This is a genomic window from Pseudomonas sp. B3G-3, assembly GCF_028640915.1.
In the GTDB taxonomy this organism is placed as follows: domain Bacteria; phylum Pseudomonadota; class Gammaproteobacteria; order Pseudomonadales; family Pseudomonadaceae; genus Aquipseudomonas; species Aquipseudomonas chlororaphis_I.
The window spans coordinates 48571-66648 of record NZ_JAQZAB010000062.1; the positions used below are offsets into that span (position 1 = coordinate 48571).

At 64.0% G+C, this 18078-nt stretch carries 13 protein-coding genes; 8 read left to right on the forward strand and 5 right to left on the reverse strand.

Going from position 1 to position 18078, the window contains the following annotated elements; all coding sequences use genetic code 11:
- Positions 1–39: 39 nt before the first annotated feature.
- Positions 40–1053, reverse strand: a complete 1014-nt coding sequence (locus PVZ80_RS03755) for a hypothetical protein (RefSeq protein ID WP_273863438.1) — start codon at positions 1051–1053, stop codon at positions 40–42.
- 338 nt (positions 1054–1391) lie between these two features.
- Between PVZ80_RS03755 and PVZ80_RS03760 the strand changes: the two genes are divergently transcribed.
- On the forward strand, positions 1392–1688 hold the full coding sequence (locus PVZ80_RS03760) for a DUF6388 family protein (protein WP_028681642.1): 297 nt from the start codon (positions 1392–1394) through the stop codon (positions 1686–1688).
- A gap of 58 nt (positions 1689–1746) precedes the next feature.
- Here the strand turns inward: PVZ80_RS03760 and nadC are convergent, their stop codons facing one another.
- Complete coding sequence (nadC, locus tag PVZ80_RS03765; RefSeq protein ID WP_009046940.1) at positions 1747–2595, reverse strand: carboxylating nicotinate-nucleotide diphosphorylase; 849 nt, start codon at positions 2593–2595, stop codon at positions 1747–1749.
- A gap of 342 nt (positions 2596–2937) precedes the next feature.
- Here nadC and PVZ80_RS03770 point away from each other — a divergent pair, with 342 nt between their 5' ends.
- The 4 genes from PVZ80_RS03770 to PVZ80_RS33920 all read left to right on the forward strand — a co-directional run bounded on the left by PVZ80_RS03770 (position 2938) and on the right by PVZ80_RS33920 (position 8834).
- Positions 2938–5142: a DUF1631 domain-containing protein gene (locus PVZ80_RS03770; RefSeq protein ID WP_273863439.1), complete on the forward strand. Its 2205-nt coding sequence runs from the start codon at positions 2938–2940 to the stop codon at positions 5140–5142.
- A gap of 62 nt (positions 5143–5204) precedes the next feature.
- Positions 5205–5765, forward strand: coding sequence for a 1,6-anhydro-N-acetylmuramyl-L-alanine amidase AmpD (gene ampD, locus PVZ80_RS03775; protein ID WP_007922273.1), 561 nt, complete (start codon positions 5205–5207; stop codon positions 5763–5765).
- Entirely contained in the window at positions 5762–6598 is an 837-nt protein-coding gene (ampE, locus tag PVZ80_RS03780; RefSeq protein ID WP_124303439.1) for a regulatory signaling modulator protein AmpE, read from the forward strand. The genes ampD and ampE overlap by 4 nt, the downstream gene beginning before the upstream one ends.
- A 1531-nt stretch (positions 6599–8129) precedes the next feature.
- Positions 8130–8834: a methyl-accepting chemotaxis protein gene (locus PVZ80_RS33920; RefSeq protein ID WP_394324909.1), complete on the forward strand. Its 705-nt coding sequence runs from the start codon at positions 8130–8132 to the stop codon at positions 8832–8834.
- Position 8835: 1 nt separating this feature from the next.
- On the opposite strand, the gene PVZ80_RS03790 is transcribed toward PVZ80_RS33920, so the two are convergent.
- Together PVZ80_RS03790 and cra are read right to left on the reverse strand one after the other, a co-directional pair.
- A complete protein-coding gene (locus PVZ80_RS03790) occupies positions 8836–9624 on the reverse strand; it encodes a TatD family hydrolase (protein ID WP_110176761.1) in 789 nt (262 codons plus the stop codon).
- A gap of 2 nt (positions 9625–9626) precedes the next feature.
- Positions 9627–10622, reverse strand: coding sequence for a catabolite repressor/activator (cra, locus tag PVZ80_RS03795; protein ID WP_009046945.1), 996 nt, complete (start codon positions 10620–10622; stop codon positions 9627–9629).
- A gap of 296 nt (positions 10623–10918) precedes the next feature.
- On the opposite strand from cra, the gene ptsP reads away from it, so the two are divergent.
- From ptsP to PVZ80_RS03810, 3 genes are read left to right on the forward strand one after another with little or no spacing between them, the layout of a single operon-like run.
- Positions 10919–13780, forward strand: a complete 2862-nt coding sequence (gene ptsP / locus PVZ80_RS03800; protein ID WP_273863441.1) for a phosphoenolpyruvate--protein phosphotransferase — start codon at positions 10919–10921, stop codon at positions 13778–13780.
- Positions 13780–14721: a 1-phosphofructokinase gene (gene pfkB, locus PVZ80_RS03805; protein WP_028681647.1), complete on the forward strand. Its 942-nt coding sequence runs from the start codon at positions 13780–13782 to the stop codon at positions 14719–14721. The genes ptsP and pfkB overlap by 1 nt, the downstream gene beginning before the upstream one ends.
- An 11-nt stretch (positions 14722–14732) precedes the next feature.
- Entirely contained in the window at positions 14733–16475 is a 1743-nt protein-coding gene (locus PVZ80_RS03810) for a PTS fructose-like transporter subunit IIB (RefSeq protein WP_273863442.1), read from the forward strand.
- A gap of 189 nt (positions 16476–16664) precedes the next feature.
- Here PVZ80_RS03810 and PVZ80_RS03815 read toward each other — a convergent pair whose 3' ends face one another.
- On the reverse strand, positions 16665–17966 hold the full coding sequence (locus PVZ80_RS03815) for an IS4 family transposase (protein WP_080710636.1): 1302 nt from the start codon (positions 17964–17966) through the stop codon (positions 16665–16667).
- Between the last annotated feature and the right edge of the window lie 112 nt (positions 17967–18078).

Sequence of the window (18078 nt, forward strand, 5' to 3'; positions counted from 1 at the left end):
CCGCATCGCGCGGGCTTTGTCGTTTTTACTGGCCTTGAATCACTTCACTTTGCTTCTCAGGTCCTCGAGGCTGCGTTTGAGTTGGTCCAGGTTCTGGCCCTGATTGCTGACCTCGCTCTTGAGGCTGGACAGCTCGCTGGAGTTCGAACTGGAGCTTGAGCTGCTGCCACGCTTGAGGTCATCGATCTGACTGGCCAGCTTATCCAGGGTGCTGGCCTGACTGCTGACCGTGCTCTTCAGGCTAGACAGTTCGCTGGAGCTCGAACTGGAGCTAGAGCTGTTGCCACGCTTGAGTTCCTCGATCTGCTTGCCGAGCTTGTCCAGTTCACCGGCCTGACTGCTGACCGTGCTCTTGAGGCTGCTCAGTTCGCTGGAGCTCGAACTGGAGCTAGAGCTGTTGCCACGCTTGAGTTCCTCGATCTGCTTGCCGAGCTTGTCCAGTTCACCGGCCTGGCTTCCGACCGTACTCTTGAGGCTGCTCAGCTCGCTGGAGTTCGAGCTGGAGCTTGAACTGCTGCCGCGCTTGAGCTCCTCGATCTGTTTGCCGAGCTTGTCCAGTTCGCTGGCCTGGTCGCTGGTAACGCGCTTGAGGTTGTTCACTTCACTGGCGCTCGAACTGGAGCTGGAGCCGCTGTTGCGCTTGAACTCTTCAAGCTGGGTTTCCAGTTTTTTCAGCTGGTTGGCTTGCTCGCCGGTGGTTTTCTTGAGGTTGCTCATCTCACTGGCGTTGGAGCTGGAGTTGCTGCCGGTGTTGCGTTTGAGCTCTTCGATCAGGCGCGCCTGGCTGTTGACCAGGTCCTTGAGCTTTTCCAGCTCGGCGGTGCTGCTCTTGAGGTCGTCCTGGAGCTTTTGCAGGTCGTCCACGGTGAAGCCGCTGGGGCGCACGGTGAACTTGAGGTCCACTTCCTGGTGCAGGGCCGAGATCCTGTCCGAGTACGAGGCGCTGCTGGAGTTGAATTCGACGGCCTGGGCGGGGAGTGACAGGCTGCTGAGGATCAGGGTAGAGAGACTGGTGGCGAGGAAGGCGGACGAACGCTGAGTGCGGCTGAACATCACTGGGTTTCCTTGTGAAGTGCCGATATGGCACATCGCTATGACTGCGTTCCTACCTTCTTGTTCCTGGAGTGAGAAGACGGGGCGGGGAGAGGAATGTAACAACGTATTTTTCATGAAAGTGCCTTGAGCGAACGGACAGGTTTTTTGTCGGTGCGCTGTAAGGATTCGTAGGCATCCGCAGACAAAGGCCCTATATTCGCAGCCTGTCTGAATGGTTTTCAGATGATCCCGAATGGTTCACGGCCAGATAAATCGGCTTTCACAGCGCTTTTTTGCGGCAAAGAGATCCCAACGATCCAGATCCATCTTCCATTCCCATGATCAGAGAGAACGAGATGATTCCTAAAGAAGCCAGAATTGACGTAGCCCTTGAAAAGTACCTGGCTGCCACGCCTTCCTTGCAGGAAGAAATCAGCGACCTGAGCCCGCAGGAGCAGAAGCAGCAGGCCCAGTGGGCGTTCGAGGACGAAGCGGAGTCGCGCGGCATCGAACCGTGGGAGCTTGTGCTGGAGTTGGTGGCCGAGTCGCCCGAGGAACTCAAGGCCATGCGCCTGGAGGTCCATCAAGAAGTGGCCGAGGCCCTGGGTATGGACCTTAAGGACTACCTGGAACTCAACGAAATCGACGACTGATGCAAAAACGCCAGCCTTTCAGGGGCTGGCGTTTTTCTTTGGGGTATCGCGCAAAGAGTCAGAGGCTCAAGCGCATCGACAAATCGACCGCCTTCACATCCTTGGTCATCGCCCCGATAGAAATGTAATCGACGCCGGTCTCGGCGATCGGGCGCAAGGTGCTTTCATTGATCCCGCCGCTGGCTTCCAGCTTGGCCTTGCCGGCATTCAGGCGAACCGCCTCGCGCATGTCGTCCAGGCTCAACTCGTCGAGCATGATGATGTCCGCGCCCGCCGCCAGGGCTTCCTTGAGTTCTTCCAGGCTTTCCACTTCGACTTCCACCGGCTTGCCCGGAGCGATCTTGTGGGCGGCGCTGATCGCCTGGGCGATGCCGCCGCACGCGGCAATATGGTTTTCCTTGATCAGGAAGGCGTCGTACAGGCCGATGCGGTGGTTGTGGCAGCCACCGCAGGTCACCGCGTACTTCTGCGCCAGGCGCAGGCCTGGCAGGGTCTTGCGGGTATCCAGCAACTTGACCTGGGTATCGGCGACGAAATCGGCGTAGTACTGCGCGCGGGTGGCCACGCCGGACAGCAACTGCAGGAAGTTCAAGGCGCAGCGTTCGCCGCTGAGCAGCGAACGGGCCGGACCTTCGAGGTGGAACAGGGCCTGGTTGGGGCTGACGCGCTCGCCGTCACGCACCTGCCAATGCACGGCGACCCGCGGGTCGAGCTGGCGGAACACCGCGTCGACCCAGGCCGTGCCACTGATGATCGCCGCTTCGCGGGTGATGATGGTGGCTTTGGCCAGGCGTTCGGCCGGGATCAGTTGCGCGGTGATATCGCCGCTGCCGATGTCTTCCAGCAACGCACGGCGCACGTTGGCTTCGATTTCGGCGGTCAGGTCGGCGAGGCGTAGATTCGGCATAACGGGCTCCACAAACAAAGTGGCCCGATTATAGGGCCATGGCGCAAGCGAACCCAAGGCGAGCGCCTTCCCGTGGCTGCATTTGGTCGCCTGGCATGAGCCGTTTGCCGGAAAGGGCGGTCGCTATATGAGCGCTATTTCAAAGCCCGCGCAGAGTCTGCTGGCACAAGAAGGGGCTTTTGCCAGATAATCCGACTTCTAATTGACGTCATAGCTTTGACGTTTGTTTGGCTCCCCACTATTTGAAATGCAGCGGTGCGTATCGATGCCCGCTGGGACTCGACTGTGAGCGTCGAGCGACCTTTCATTGCGCGGCAGAGAAACACCTTTCAGGAGGCTTGGATGCACAACGACGGGAATGTAGTGCCTTTGCACAAGGCGGCTACGGATCAGGCGAACGCTTCGCCGCTCGCCCGCCTGCCTGTGATTCTGCTTCAGGTCCGTGACAAGGCCGCCCAGCAACTGCGCCATGGCCTGCAGGAACTGTTCGATAACGCCGACGACACCTTGTTCGAGATGGCCGACCGGGCCCAGAACAATGTCGACCAGAACACCTTTTTCGAAGCCATGCGCGACCTGCGCCTGAAACGCAAAAGCATCGAGCGCGGCTTCCTGGAAAAACTCTTCGAGGCCTTTGTCGGCCTGGTCCAGTACGACCCCGCGCCAGCGATCGCCCAGGCCGTCGCCTGCGTCCCATCCGCCGATACCTGCCGTGACGACCTGGAGCGCACCGTGGCCCTCGAGGCGATGGTCGCCAAGGCGGGCAACCGTGACGGTTTTGCCCTTGGCCAGCTCACCGCGCGCCTGAACGTGCTGCTGGGCAAGCACCTGGATGACCGCAGCAACCCCCTGGGCCCGGCCATGCTCTGCGAGTATTTCCTCGAATCCGGGCGCAACCTGGGGGTGGAGATCAAGGTCAAGCTGATCATTCTCAAGCTGTTCGAGCGTTATGTGCTCAGCGAGGCCGACCAGCTGTACGCCGAAGCCAATCAGCTGTTGGCCGCCACTGGGGTGTTGCCGGAGCTCAAACCGGCGCCGGCGCGCCGGGCCCTCGACCAGGCGGCCGCGAGTATCCAGGCCACACCCGAGCCCGGCGTGGCGCAGATGGACGAGAGCGTTCAGGAAGTGTTCGCCGCCTTGCAGGAGCTGCTGTTGCATGTCCGCGGCAGCGTGGTGCCGACCCTGGAGGCGAGCGCCGAAACCCAGCCGATTTCCACCCGTGACCTGCTGCGCCTGCTGTCTCACCTGCAGCACTATGTGCCGGCTGGCACCCAGGACGATTTCGACCTGCGTAACCACTTGGAACAACTGCTGACCCGGGTCAGCGTGAAAAGCGGCAAGTCGCGGGTGGTCGGAGTGGCCGACGAGGATGTGATCAACCTGGTGGCCATGCTCTTCGAGTTCATCCTGGCCGATCGCAACCTGCCGGAATCCTTGAAGACCCTGATCGGCCGCTTGCAGATCCCCATGCTCAAGGTCGCGGTGCTGGACAAGAGTTTCTTCAGCCGCAGCAGCCATCCCGCCCGCCGCCTGCTCAACGAAATCGCCGCGGCGGCCATGGGCTGGGGCAGCTGCGACGATTATCAGCGCGACAGCCTGTACCTGCGCATCGAACAGGTGGTGCAGCGGCTGTTGAGCGATTTTGTCGACGACCCAGCGATTTTTTCCGAGCTGCTCGCCGAGTTTCTCGCCTTCACCAGCGACGAGCGGCGCCGCAGCGAGCTGCTGGAGCAGCGCACCCGTGACGCCGAAGAGGGGCGGGCCAAGGCCGAACTGGCGCGGCGTCGCGTCGAGCAGGCGTTGAACGAGGGGCTGCTGGGCAAGGTCCTGCCCCTGACCGTCGTCGAGTTCGTGCAACAGGCCTGGAGCAAGGTCCTGTTGCTGACCTGTCTCAAACATGGCGAGCACTCCAGCGAATGGCGCGAGGGGTTGCAGACCATGGAGCAACTGATCTGGAGCGTGCAGCGCCACACCGACCCGGATGCCGCCATGCAACTGCTGGCGCTGGTGCCCGACCTGCTCAAGGCGCTGCGCGACGGCTTGAACAGCGCGGCGTTCGATCCGTTCGCCACCAGTGAGTTCTTCAGCCAGCTGGAAGCCTTGCACCTGCAGGTATTCGAGGGCTTCGGCGAGAACGCCGGGCAGCATCGGCCGGGGGGGGCGGACGAGCAGCCGGCGATGGTCGCGGTCGAGGAACACATCGTCCTGCCCAGCGCTGAAGAGGGCCCGCTGGAGGCCGCGCCCCTGGCGCTGGCGCCCAACGATCCCGGATTGCTACGGGTCGAACAGCTGCGGCTGGGGGCCTGGGTCGAATTCCTCGAGGACGAGGACAACAGCGTGCGCTGCAAGCTGGCGGCCATCGTGCAACCCGGCGACAAGTACATCTTCGTCAACCGCACTGGCATGAAGGTGCTGGAGCGCACCCGGGTCGGCCTGGCCCTGGAGTTTCAGCGCAGGGCCGTGCGTCAGCTGGACGACACCTTGCTGTTCGACCGGGCGCTGGAGTCGGTGATTGGCAGTTTGCAGCGACTCAATCGCGGCAAGTGATCGCAACCTGGGCGCGGAACGCGGCATACTGAGCCGTCACAGGCTTCGTTGAAGGAATCGGTATGCAGTTGGACCCCGCAAGCGGCTGGTGTCACGGCGTTCGCCATTGCCCGTCACCCAATTTCAACGCACGCCCCGCGGATGAAATCTCCCTGCTGGTGATCCATAACATCAGCCTGCCGCCGGCCCAGTTCGCGACGGGCAAGGTGCAGGAATTCTTCCAGAACCGTCTTGATGTCACAGAGCATCCCTATTTTGCCGGGATCGCCGACCTGCGCGTGTCCGCGCATTTCCTGATCGAACGTGACGGAACCGTCACTCAGTTTGTCTCCTGTCTGGACCGCGCCTGGCACGCCGGCGTGTCGTGGTTCGACGGGCGCGAAAGCTGCAATGATTTCTCCCTGGGGATCGAACTGGAAGGTACCGACGAGTTGCCGTTCACCGATGCCCAGTACGACGCGCTGATTGCCTTGACCCGGCAGTTGCAGCAGGCCTTCAAGGCCATCACCCCACAGCGGATTTGTGGGCACAGCGATATCGCTCCGGGGCGCAAGACCGATCCGGGGCCCGGATTCGACTGGGTACGCTATCGCGCGGCCCTGAACGAAGGGGAAGGACAATGAGTTTTCTGGTGTTGTTGCTGGCGGTCTGGATCGAGAAGTTCTCGGCCTTGCGCCAGCGTGTTCAGCATGACGAGCCGTGGTTGCACCAGCTGTTCCGGCAAGAGGCCAGCCCGCGTCTGGCCAAGCGTCCCTGGTGGGTGCTGGCCCTGCTGGTGCTGTTGCCGGCAATGGTGCTGGGGTTGCTGTTGCTGGTCCTGGAGCCGCTGGCCTACGGCCTGCTGGCGTTGCCGGTGCATCTGCTGGTGGTGATCTACAGCCTGGGGCGGGGCGACCTGCTGGGCGAACTCGGGCCGTTTCGCGATGCCTGGCGCCGCGAGGACCTGCAAGCCGCGGCGCACGTCGCCAAGCGCGACCTGGACATCTGCGCCGACAGTGGCGAGCAGTTGCTCGGGCAGGTTCAGGGGCACCTGCTGTGGCAGGCCTACCAGAGCTTTTTCGCGGTGATCTTCTGGTACTTCCTGCTGGGCCCGGTGGCCGCATTGAGCTATCGCCTGCTGGCGCTGGCCGCCGAGCACAGCAAGAACCCGGCGGTCGCCGAGCGCGCCGGGCAGCTGCGGCATGCCTTCGACTGGTTGCCGGTACGCCTGCTGGCGGCCAGCTTCGCCCTGGTGGGCAACTTCGTCGCGGTCAGCCGCGTGATGCTCCACGAACTGCTGAACTGGAACATCAGCGCCGCGCAGCTGGTGGAAAAGGTCGGCCTGGTCGCCGCGGAAATCCCCGCACCGATCACCGGGCCGGACGGCATTCTCAGCCTGGACCGGATCTGGGAGTTGTTGCTGCGGGCCGCGGTGCTCTGGTACGCCGCTTTCGCCCTGTGGACCGTGCTGCCCTGACGGCGAGCCGCGAGTGAGCGCTGGCGAGCCTCTCCGGTCTTGCCAGCGCAGATAAAGCCTTCCTTCTGTCCGCCGTCCCCGCGGTTAACCTTAAGTTACAAACCCTTTTGCCGATTTGAGCTATACAGAAGCAGCGCCAAATAGTGGCTATCTGCCGTCTTCGCGTACCTGCCAATAAAAATAAAAGCAAAAAGGGAGACTTCTTGTGAAGAGCTTGCTCTATCCCGCCATTGCCCTGATGAACCGCCTGAGCTTCGGCATGAAGTTCAGCCTGATCAGCGTGCTGTTTTTTCTGCCGATGCTGGTCACCAACTTCTATCTGGTGCGCGATTCCTACCGTGAGTTCCAGGGCACCCAGGTCGAGCTGCAAAGCCTGGACCTGCTGGGCAGCAGCCTGACCCTGCGCCGCGACCTGGAAACCCTGAACAACCTGGTGCAGATCAACGCGACCCTGGGGCAGTCCGGCAAGGCCGGGGATATCGAGAGCAAGATAGTCACCCTGGAAAAGTCCGTGCTCGAACGCTTGCAGGGCCTGGCCGCCGTCACCGTGGACCCTGAGCAGATCGGCGTGTTCGACGGCAAGCGCGATGAAATGATCGCCGCCTTCAAGGCGCAGCAGGCGGAAAGCTCGCTGCAAAGCAAAAGCGCGCTGATCGGCAAGCTCTTGGGCAGTGCGCAGATTTTCAGCCAGATCATCGCCAGCCAGTCCGGCCTGAGCCGCGATACCCAGAGCGATGTGCGGCAGTTGAGCGAACTGGTGACCAGCGTCACGCCGCAGGTCACGCAGATTCTTGGCGAAGGGCGGGCGATGGGCGCGTATTCCCTGGGCCAGGGCTTTCTCAACTCATCCGCCAGCACCCGCTTCGACGAGTTGCTGGTGCAGATTGAGAAACTCCAGGCCGAATACGGCCTGAAACTGCAGGATGCGCTGGGCTCGAGCAAGGCCGCCCAAGGCGCGCTGGACGCCCTGGCCAGCGCCAGCAAAGGCAGCCTCAAGCAAGCCAGCGAGCTGTTCGAAGAACAGGTGGTGATGGCCGATACCCTGGACGCGCCCTGGCAGGGCTTTTATGACCAGGTCAGCGGGCTGATGGCGCAGACCTACCAGCTCAACGAGGCGACCCTGAAGTTCCTCGGCGAGGAATTGCAACAGCGGCTGGGGCAGAACCGTACGCAGATGGTGCTGCTGGTGGTGGCGCTGGCGGCGGTGTTCCTGCTGATCTTCTATCTCTATGGCGCGTTCTACGTCTCGACCCGCACCACCCTCAAGCGCCTGGGCGCGATGATGGACAAGGTGGCGGCCGGTGACATGACCGTCACCTTCAACGCCCAGAGCCGCGACGAGCTGGGAGAGTTGGGCACGGTGTTCAACGGCACCGTGGCGAAGATCCACGACCTGATCGAGCTGGTGGGCAAGACCGTCGGCGAGGTCGAACGCCAGGCCGGGCAGGTGGAAGCCGTGTCGGCCCAGAGCAACCAGGCGGTCGCCGGGCAGCGCAGCCAGATCGAACAGGTGGCGACGGCGATGAACCAGATGTCCGCCACGTCCCAGGAAGTCGCGCGCAGCGCCGCCGCGGCGGTCAGCAGCGCCCACAGCGTCAACGACGAGACCATCAGCGGGCGCGGGCTGGTGGAATCCCAGCAAGGCAGCATTGCCCAGCTGGCCAGCGAGATCGACCAGTCGGTGCTGGTGATCAATCAGCTGGCCAGCGACAGCCAGGCCATCAGCCGGGTGCTGGAGGTGATCAAGAGCATCGCCGAACAGACCAACCTGCTGGCGCTCAACGCTGCCATCGAAGCGGCCCGCGCTGGCGAGCAGGGGCGGGGCTTCGCGGTGGTGGCCGACGAAGTGCGGACCCTGGCCAAGCGCACCCAGCAATCGACCGAGGAAATCGAGCAGATGATCGTCAAGCTCCACGGTGGTGTGGGGGCGGCGGTCAAGGCCATGGGCGTCAGCCATCAGATGGCCAATGGCACGGTCGGGCAGTCGGAAAAGGTCCAGCGGGCGCTGGAGAACATCCTCGGCGCGGTAGGCATGATCGTCGACCAGAACCAGCAGATCGCCGCGGCGGTAGAGCAGCAGACCGCGGTGGCCCACGACATCGATCAGAACATCGTCGAGATCAACCGCGCCGGCGAGCGCACCGCCGAAGGCGCGTACCAGACCGAAAACGCCAGCCGCCAGCTGTCGGCGCAGGTGGTGCAGTTGAAGCAGTTGATCAGCGCATTCAGGGTCTGATTCAGGCGTTGTGGGGCCAGCCGAACAGCGCGCAGGCGTTGGCGGTACTGGCCGCCGCCAGCTGTTCGGGGTTGACGGCCATGATCTCGGCCAGGGCCGCACAGATCTCCGGCAGGTGTTGCGGGCTGTTGCGCTGGTTGGGGTACATGGCGGGCGCCATGTCCGGCGAGTCGGTTTCCAGCACCACCGCGTCCAGCGGCAAGTCGGCGATGACCTTGCGCAGGCGCAGGGCCTGTGGCCAGGTCGCGGCGCCCCCCAAGCCCAGCTTGAACCCCAGCTTGAGGTATTCGCGGGCTTCTTCGCGGCTGCCGGCGAAGGCGTGGATGATGCCGGCGCGCTTGAGCTTGAAGCGCTTGAGGGTGGCAATCACCGCGGCATGGCTGCGCCGTACATGGAGCAAGGCCGGTAGCTGGAAGTCCGCGGCCAGTTGCAGTTGCGCTTCGAACAACTGCTGCTGGCGCTGGCGATCCAGCTGTTCGAGAAAATAATCCAGGCCGAACTCACCCACCGCGCACAACTGCGGATGGCCCGCCAGGCGGGTCAGCCAGTCGCCCAGTTCACGCAGGTCGGCCGGGCTGTGCTCGTCGAGATAGACTGGGTGCAGGCCGAAGGCGGCATGCAGGTCGGCATCGCTCTGCACCAATTCCCACAGTCGCTGCCAATTGCGCTGATAGACTCCCAGCACCACCATCCGCCGCACGCCGCGGGCGCGGCTGGCCGCCAGCAGCGCCTGGCGATCCGCGTCGAAATCCGGAAAATCCAGATGGGTGTGGCTGTCGATCAGTTCCACGGTCAAGCCTCGTGAATGCGCTGCTTGAAGGTCCGGGCGATGGCGTTCACGCCGGGTTGGTAATGGGCTTCTTCAATGGCGGCCAGGGCCAGTTGCAGGGCCTTGTCGGCAATCAGCTGGTGCTGCTGGGCCATGGCGTTCACCGGCAGCGGCAGGAAGTCCAGCAGCTGGGTATCGCCGAAGGTGCCCAGGCGCAGCGGGCGCGACTTGAGCGGGAAGTCGTGCAGCGCGTCGAATACCCCTTGCAGCAGCACATAGGAGGTGGTCACCAGGGCATCCGGCAGGTGGCCCAGGCGCTCCAGCAACGCTTCCATCAGCTGGCGACCGCAGTCGCGGCTGAAGGCTTCGCCCTGTTCGATCAGCACCTGGCCGTCGAAACCTTCCAGCGCCTGCTTGAAGCCGGCGGCGCGTTCCTGGCTGATGCCCAGCTCGGGGCGGGCGCCGATCAGGGCGATCTGCCGCGGCTGGGGCTGCAACAGGCTGCGGGTCAGATGCAGGCTGGCTTGTTGATCGTCGCTGATCACCGAGCAGAAAAACTCCGGTTCCATCACCCGGTCGATGGCGATGATCGGCAGGCCCTGGGCCTGCAACAGGCGATAGGTGTCATCCTCGGGCGGCAGGCAGCTGGCGACGAACAGTGCGTCGCAGCGGCGCGCGCGGAACAGTTGCAGCAACTGTCGCTCGCTGTCCGGGGCATCGTCGGAGCTGGCGATCAGCAACTGGTAGCCACGGGCGCGGGCGCCTTGCTCGAGCAGCTTGGCGATACGCGCGTAACTGGGGTTTTCCAGGTCCGGCAGGATGAAACCCAGGGTCCGGGTCCGCCGGCTGCGCAGCCCGGCGGCCTGAGGGTTGGGCGTGAAGCCATGTTCCTCGACCACCGCCCGGACCCGTTCGACGGTCGCGTTGCTGATACGTTGCTGTTCGGCCTTGCCGTTGATGACGTAGCTGGCGGTGGTGACGGACACACCGGCCAGTCTGGCGATATCACTGAGTTTCAACCCGGGTTTTCCTTGTTTTCTGGAGCTTGCCCCGACATTTTCGCCAATCCTAACCGATATAGGCAGGCGACCAATGTCGGAACATGCAGCCGACAGGTAGGGCTTCAAGGATGGAAGATTATCGAGTAACGTGCCCAATATTCTAGATTAAACGTTTCAGCACGCGTATTTTCTAGGGGTATGGGCAGACGGGAACAGGGCCTTGCCAAGCCGGCGGTCCCGTTTGTGGCATTAAAGCCGCCTGACTGATTCACTCAAAACAATACCTAGCGCCCCGGCGCTAAATAGGAGAAAGCATGCTCGAGCTCACTATTGAGCAGATATCCATGGGCCAGTCGGCTGTGGATAAGTCCGCTGCACTGCACCTGCTCGCCGACAAACTGGTGGCCGACGGCCTGGTCGCCGAAGGTTACCTGGCCGGCCTGCAGGCCCGCGAAGCCCAGGGCTCGACCTTTCTCGGTCAAGGTATTGCCATCCCCCACGGCACCCCGGAAACCCGCGACCAGGTGTTCGCCACCGGCGTGCGTCTGTTGCAGTTCCCCGAGGGCGTGGACTGGGGCGATGGCCAGATCGTCTACCTGGCGATCGGCATCGCCGCCAAATCCGACGAACACCTGCGCCTGCTGCAACTCTTGACCCGCGCCCTCGGCGAGACCGACCTGGGCCAGGCCCTGCGCCGCGCCAGCTCGCCGGAAGCCCTGCTGAAACTGCTGCAAGGCGCGCCGCAGGAACTGGCGCTGGATGCGCAGATGATCGGCCTGGGCGTGGCCGCCGAAGACTTCGAAGAGCTGGTGTGGCGTGGCGCCCGCCTGCTGCGCCAGGCCGACTGCGTGAGCAACGGTTTTGCCGCGGTGCTGCAACAGGTCGAGGCGCTGCCCCTGGGCGATGGCCTGTGGTGGCTGCACAGCGAGCAGACCGTCAAGCGCCCGGGCCTGGCCTTCGTCACCCCGGACAAACCGATTCGCTACCTCGGCCAGCCATTGGCCGGGCTGTTCTGCCTGGCCAGCCTGGGCGAGGCCCATCAGGCCCTGCTGGAACGCCTGTGCGCGCTGTTGATCGAAGGCCGCGGCCATGAACTGGGCCGGGCCACCAGCAGCCGTGCGGTGCTGGAAGTGCTGGGCGGCGAACTGCCGGCCGACTGGCCGAGCGCGCGCATCGTCCTGGCCAACGCCCACGGCTTGCATGCGCGCCCGGCGAAGATCCTCGCGCAACTGGCGAAAAGCTTCGAGGGCGAGGTCCGTGTGCGGATCCTCGACGCGCCGGGTTCCGCCGTCTCGGTGAAGAGCCTGAGCAAGTTGCTGAGCCTCGGCGCCCGTCGTGGCCAGACCCTGGAGCTGATTGCCGAGCCGAACATCGCCGCCGACGCCCTGCCAGCCTTGCTGGCGGCCATCGCCGAAGGGTTGGGGGAAGAAGTCGAGCCGGTTCCGGAAGCCAGCGCGCCCCAGGAAGTGCCGGAAGAAGTCGAGGTGCCCATCAGCGCGCCGGCTTCCGGCAGCCTGGTCCAGGCCATCCCGGCGGCTCCCGGCATCGCCATCGGCCCGGCGCATATCCAGGTGATCCAGCCGTTCGATTACCCGCTGCGCGGCGAATCCACCGCCATCGAGCGCGAGCGCCTGCAAGGAGCCCTGGCCGAGGTCCGGCATGACATCGACGGCCTGATCCAGCGCAGCAAGGCCAAGGCCATTCGCGAGATTTTCGTGACCCACCAGGAAATGCTCGACGACCCGGAACTGACCGACGAAGTCGACACCCGCCTCAAGCAGGGCGAAAGCGCCGAAGCGGCCTGGATGACCGTGATCGAAGCCGCCGCCCGGCAGCAGGAAGCCTTGCACGACGCGCTGCTGGCCGAACGCGCCGCCGACCTGCGGGACATCGGCCGGCGGGTGCTGGCGCAGTTGTGTGGCGTGCAGACCCCGGTGGAGCCGGACGAAGCCTACATCCTGGTAATGGATGAAGTCGGCCCGTCGGACGTGGCGCGCCTCGATCCGGCGCGGGTCGCCGGCATTCTCACCGCCCGTGGCGGCGCCACTGCGCACAGCGCGATCGTCGCCCGCGCCCTGGGGATTCCGGCGCTGGTCGGCGCCGGTGCCGGCGTGTTGCTGCTCAAGCCGGGCACGCCGCTGCTGCTCGATGGCCAGCGCGGTCGCCTGCATGTGGACGCCGATGCCAGCACCCTGCAACGGGCTACCGAAGAGCGCGACACCCGCGAACAACGGCTCAAGGCCGCCGCCGAACAACGCCATCAACTGGCGCACACCACCGACGGCCATCACGTCGAAGTCTTCGCCAACATCGGCGAAAGCGCCGGGGTGGCCAGCGCCGTAGAAAACGGCGCCGAAGGCATCGGCCTGCTGCGCACCGAACTGATTTTCATGGCCCACCCGCAAGCGCCGGACGAAGCCACCCAGGAAGCCGAATATCGTCGCGTGCTCGATGGCCTGGCCGGGCGGCCGCTGGTGGTGCGCACCCTGGATGTCGGCGGCGACAAACCGCTGCCGTACTGGCCGATCGCCAAGGAAGAAAACCCCTTCCTCGGCGTGCGCGGCATCCGCCTGACCCTGCAACGCCCGCAGATCATGGAAGCCCAGCTGCGCGCCTTGCTGCGTTCGGCAGACAACCGCCCGCTGCGGATCATGTTCCCCATGGTCGGCAGCGTCGATGAATGGCGTGCCGCCCGCGACATGACCGAGCGCCTGCGCCAGGAAATCCCGGTAGCCGACCTGCAACTGGGGATCATGATCGAAGTGCCGTCCGCCGCCTTGCTGGCGCCGGTGCTGGCCAAGGAAGTGGACTTCTTCAGCGTCGGCACCAACGACCTGACCCAATACACCCTGGCCATCGACCGTGGTCACCCGACCCTGTCGGCCCAGGCCGACGGCCTGCACCCGGCGGTGCTGCAACTGATCGACATCACCGTGCGCGCGGCCCATGCCCACGGCAAGTGGGTCGGCGTGTGCGGTGAGCTGGCGGCCGATCCGCTGGCGGTGCCGGTGCTGGTCGGCCTGGGTGTGGACGAACTGAGCGTCTCCGGACGCAGCATCGCCGAGGTCAAGGCACGCATTCGCGAGCTCAGCCTGACCCAGGCACAAACCCTTGCGGAGCAGGCCCTGGCCGTCGGCAGCGCGAACGATGTGCGTGCCCTTGTGGAGGCCATGTAATGGCAAAGATTCTTACCCTGACCCTGAACCCGGCGCTGGACCTCACCGTCCAGCTGACGCGCCTGGAACCGGGGCAGGTCAACCGCAGCGAAGCCATGCACACCCATGCCGCCGGCAAGGGCGTGAACGTGGCCCAGGTGCTGGCCGACCTTGGCCATCAACTGACCGTCAGCGGCTTCCTCGGTGAAGACAATCCCCAGGCGTTCGAGGCGTTGTTCGCCCGCCGCGGTTTTGTCGACGCCTTTGTCCGTGTGCCCGGGGAAACCCGCAGCAACATCAAGCTGGCCGAACAGGACGGGCGCATCACCGATCTCAACGGCCCCGGCCCGGAGGTCGACGAAGCGGCGCAACAGGCCTTGCTCGCACGCCTGGAGCAGATCGCCCCGGGGCATGACGCGGTGGTGGTGGCCGGCAGCCTGCCGCGCGGCGTCAGCCCGCAATGGCTGCACGCCTTGCTGACCCGCCTCAAGGCGCTGGGGCTGAAAGTGGCGCTGGACACCAGCGGCGAAGCCCTGCGCGCTGGCCTGGCCGCCGGGCCCTGGCTGGTCAAGCCCAATACCGAGGAGCTGGCCGAGGCCCTGGACAGCCCGGTGCTGTCGCTGGCGACCCAGGCCGAAGCCGCCAGGCGCCTGCACGCCCAGGGCGTCGAGCATGTGGTGATTTCCCATGGCGCCGAAGGCGTGAACTGGTTCAGTGCTGCGCCGGCCTTGCAGGCGCTGCCGCCCAAGGTCAGCGTGGCCAGCACCGTCGGCGCCGGCGACTCGTTGCTGGCCGGCATGCTCCACGGCCTGCTCAGCGCCCACGCGTTTGAACAGACCCTGCGCACCGCCACGGCCATCGCCGCCATGGCCGTGACCCAGATCGGTTTCGGCATCACCGATGCCGCGCAGTTGGCACAGCTTGAACAGGGGGTGCGCGTTCATCCCCTCATAGAACAATAAGAGGGTTGGTCATGAAGTTAGCCATTGTTACCGCCTGCCCGAACGGCATGGTCACCAGTGTGCTGTGCGCCCGGTTGCTGGACGCCGCGGCCCAGCGCCAGGGCTGGAGCACCAGCGTCGAAGTGCATGACGAGGCGCACCCGGAACGGCAGTTGTCGTCCGCCACCCTCGAAGCGGCCGAATGGGTGCTGGTGGTCAGCACCGGGCCCTTGGACATGTCGCGGTTTGTCGGCAAGCGGGTGTTCCAGAGCTCGCCCTCAGTGGCCCTGCAGGACGTCGACGGCGTGCTGCGGCGCGGCGCCGAGGAGGCCCAGGTGTATGTCGCGGCCGCAGCCGTGGCCGAGCCGGCGCCGGCCAGCAAAAGCGCGCCCCGGCTGGTGGCGGTCACCGCTTGCCCGACCGGCGTGGCCCACACCTTTATGGCGGCCGAAGCCTTGCAGCAGACCGCCAAACGCTTGGGGTATGAGCTGCAAGTGGAAACCCAGGGCTCGGTCGGCGCGCGCAACCCGTTGAGCGCCGAGGCCATCGCCGCGGCGGACGTGGTGCTGCTGGCGGCGGACATCGAAGTGCCCACCGAGCGCTTCGCTGGCAAGAAGATCTACCGCTGCGGCACCGGCATCGCCCTCAAGCAATCCGAGGCAACCCTGAACAAGGCCCTGGCCGAGGGGCAGGTGGAGTCGGCAGCGGCAGGCGCCGCCGCGGCCCCGGCCAAGCAGGAGAAAACCGGGATCTACAAGCACCTGCTGACCGGTGTCTCGTTCATGCTGCCGATGGTGGTGGCGGGCGGTTTGATGATCGCCTTGTCCTTCGTCTTCGGTATCACCGCGTTCAAGGAGGAAGGCACCCTGGCCGCCGCGCTGATGCAGATCGGCGGCGACACTGCGTTCAAGCTGATGGTGCCGCTGCTGGCCGGTTACATCGCCTACTCCATCGCCGACCGTCCGGGCCTGGCGCCAGGGATGATCGGCGGCATGCTCGCCAGCACGTTGGGCGCGGGGTTTATCGGCGGGATCGTTGCCGGTTTCATCGCCGGTTATGCGGCCAAAGCCATCAGCAAATACGCGCGCTTGCCGCAGAGCCTGGAGGCCTTGAAGCCGATCCTGATCATTCCGTTGCTGGCCAGCCTGTTCACCGGCCTGGTGATGATTTATGTGGTGGGCAAGCCGGTGGCCGGGATGCTCGCTGGCCTGACCCATTTCCTCGACAGCATGGGCACCACCAACGCGATCCTGCTGGGGGTGTTGCTCGGCGGCATGATGTGCGTCGACCTCGGCGGGCCGATCAACAAGGCGGCCTATGCCTTCTCCGTGGGGTTGCTGGCGTCGCAGAGTTATGCACCGATGGCGGCGACCATGGCCGCCGGCATGGTGCCGCCGATCGGCCTGGGCATCGCGACCTTTATCGCCCGGCGCAAATTTGCCCAGAGCGAGCGGGAAGCGGGCAAGGCGGCGCTGGTGCTGGGGCTGTGCTTTATCTCCGAAGGCGCGATTCCATTCGCCGCCAAGGACCCGTTGCGAGTGATCCCGGCAAGCATCGCCGGCGGCGCGCTGAGCGGGGCGCTGTCGATGTATTTCGGCTGCAAACTGATGGCGCCCCATGGTGGGTTGTTTGTGATGCTGATTCCGAATGCGATCAACCACGCATTGCTGTATTTGCTGGCGATTGTGGCGGGGAGTTTGTTGACGGCGGTGGTGTATGCGGTGGTGAAGCGGCCGGAGGCGACCGAGCTGGCGCTGGAGCCGGTCAAGGCCTGACCTTTGTGTTTGCGGTTTACCTCGATGGCGCCCTCAGTGGCGCCATCGTTGTTTCTGTCGATCGCTGACCCTGTAGGAGCGAGGCTTGCCCGCGATAGCGTCCGTACTGGCGCTGCATTTTTTGGACGGGGTACATATCCATTCCTGCGGTCACGGCCGCTTATGGTTCCGCCCTTACGGCCATCCCTTTCAAGGTCTTTTCGTTTTGGCAGCCTTGATGACCCTGTCTGTTGAAACGTGGGCATGTACCGCCGTCCCTTGAACCCATGTCCTGGGCTTGGGTACCTTGGGGCCTCGTTGGCTTTTGGCGACTTGCTTGGGTTGAATGTTCTTGGCTAATTCCAACAAGCGCTGGGCCAGTTTTTCCATTGAGACGATCGGTAGATATTCGACGGGCAGAGCGATCTGCATGCCCTCATATCCAGCTCTGACCTGGATCGCCAAGTGATAGATCGAAGCCTCCCAGCCCTCAGGCTGAGTCTCTCGATGAGCGTGTTCGACGCTGCGCTTGAGCAAGGCCAGTACGTTGTACGCCAGCACGGCAGTGGTGAATCCAAGCAAGGCAGCTCGTGGACTGCCGAGAGATTCAATTTCACTTTCCAGAATGGCTTCCAGTCGCTGGAACATCCCTTCAATACTCCAACGACGGCGATAGAAGTCCGCGATCTGCGGTGCGCTGATGCTCTCGGGCAGGTTGCTCCAGAACATCAAACTGCGGTCACCTGAGTCGTTTGGTGAATGGAGCGTCAACTCGATGCGTCGCCACTGATGCCCCCCTCTTACCTCAATGCTTTGTTCACGCACCGTACCTGTTGCAACAGGCAAAGATGCTTGCCACTCGCCCTCTTGAATCAGGCGCGGGTGCTTGGCCTGCTGGCGAATGACAAATGACGTTTTCACTTGTTCACAGGCCTCCATTACAGGAAGCGTGCAGTAGAGCCGATCAGCGATCCAAACCTGGTTCGTCTTGGCATCGGACAGTAGCGGCAACACGCAGACTCGCTCGCTTGCGTAGGCGTCTTCGCAGGGTTGCAGGTCAATGACCTGATCCAGGTCGGGATCGTAGACCACGACCGAGAATCCGGGACGAGCCGCTCCGCGCTCGTGCCGTAGTGCTCCAAGGCGCTTTTCGGTGGACGCCAGGTGGCTGCCGTCTACCACCCGAACCTGCCAATCGGGCAGCATGGCTGAGCCCCCCAACTCCTTGATCGTCGGAGTCAGGCGCTGCGCGCAACCTGTGACCAAGGCGCGCAACAGAGCCGGTTCGGTACGGCTGACCTTGTCGTAAAGGGCCGCCAGGCTAACCGGAAGATCCTCCAGTTGCTTGGCCGCGGCATGTAATGACGGCTTCAAGCCCAATGAAACAAGGGACATGAGCTTAACGATGGTTGAGAACAGCAATTCGCGGGAGTACTGCCGTTGCCGGTGTTCTTCGAAAACCTGATCGACCCACTCCGGCGCAATGGCTTGCTCCAAGGCAAGTTTGGCCATCACGCTGGCAGGTGCTTTTTTCTCGAATCGCGCTAGTACATCGGCCCACATCGTTCGGGTCTTCCTGACTGAATTTCAGCGGATTTTACCCAAGACCTTGAAAGGGATGGCC

Coding starts and splice junctions, on each gene's coding strand:
- PVZ80_RS03755 (WP_273863438.1), bottom strand. CDS start 1,053: ATGTTCAGCCGCACTCAGCGTTCGTCCGCCTTCCTCGCCACCAGTCTC.
- PVZ80_RS03760 (WP_028681642.1), top strand. CDS start 1,392: ATGATTCCTAAAGAAGCCAGAATTGACGTAGCCCTTGAAAAGTACCTG.
- nadC (WP_009046940.1), bottom strand. CDS start 2,595: ATGCCGAATCTACGCCTCGCCGACCTGACCGCCGAAATCGAAGCCAAC.
- PVZ80_RS03770 (WP_273863439.1), top strand. CDS start 2,938: ATGCACAACGACGGGAATGTAGTGCCTTTGCACAAGGCGGCTACGGAT.
- ampD (WP_007922273.1), top strand. CDS start 5,205: ATGCAGTTGGACCCCGCAAGCGGCTGGTGTCACGGCGTTCGCCATTGC.
- ampE (WP_124303439.1), top strand. CDS start 5,762: ATGAGTTTTCTGGTGTTGTTGCTGGCGGTCTGGATCGAGAAGTTCTCG.
- PVZ80_RS33920 (WP_394324909.1), top strand. CDS start 8,130: ATGTCCGCCACGTCCCAGGAAGTCGCGCGCAGCGCCGCCGCGGCGGTC.
- ptsP (WP_273863441.1), top strand. CDS start 10,919: ATGCTCGAGCTCACTATTGAGCAGATATCCATGGGCCAGTCGGCTGTG.
- pfkB (WP_028681647.1), top strand. CDS start 13,780: ATGGCAAAGATTCTTACCCTGACCCTGAACCCGGCGCTGGACCTCACC.
- PVZ80_RS03810 (WP_273863442.1), top strand. CDS start 14,733: ATGAAGTTAGCCATTGTTACCGCCTGCCCGAACGGCATGGTCACCAGT.
- PVZ80_RS03815 (WP_080710636.1), bottom strand. CDS start 17,966: ATGGCCAAACTTGCCTTGGAGCAAGCCATTGCGCCGGAGTGGGTCGAT.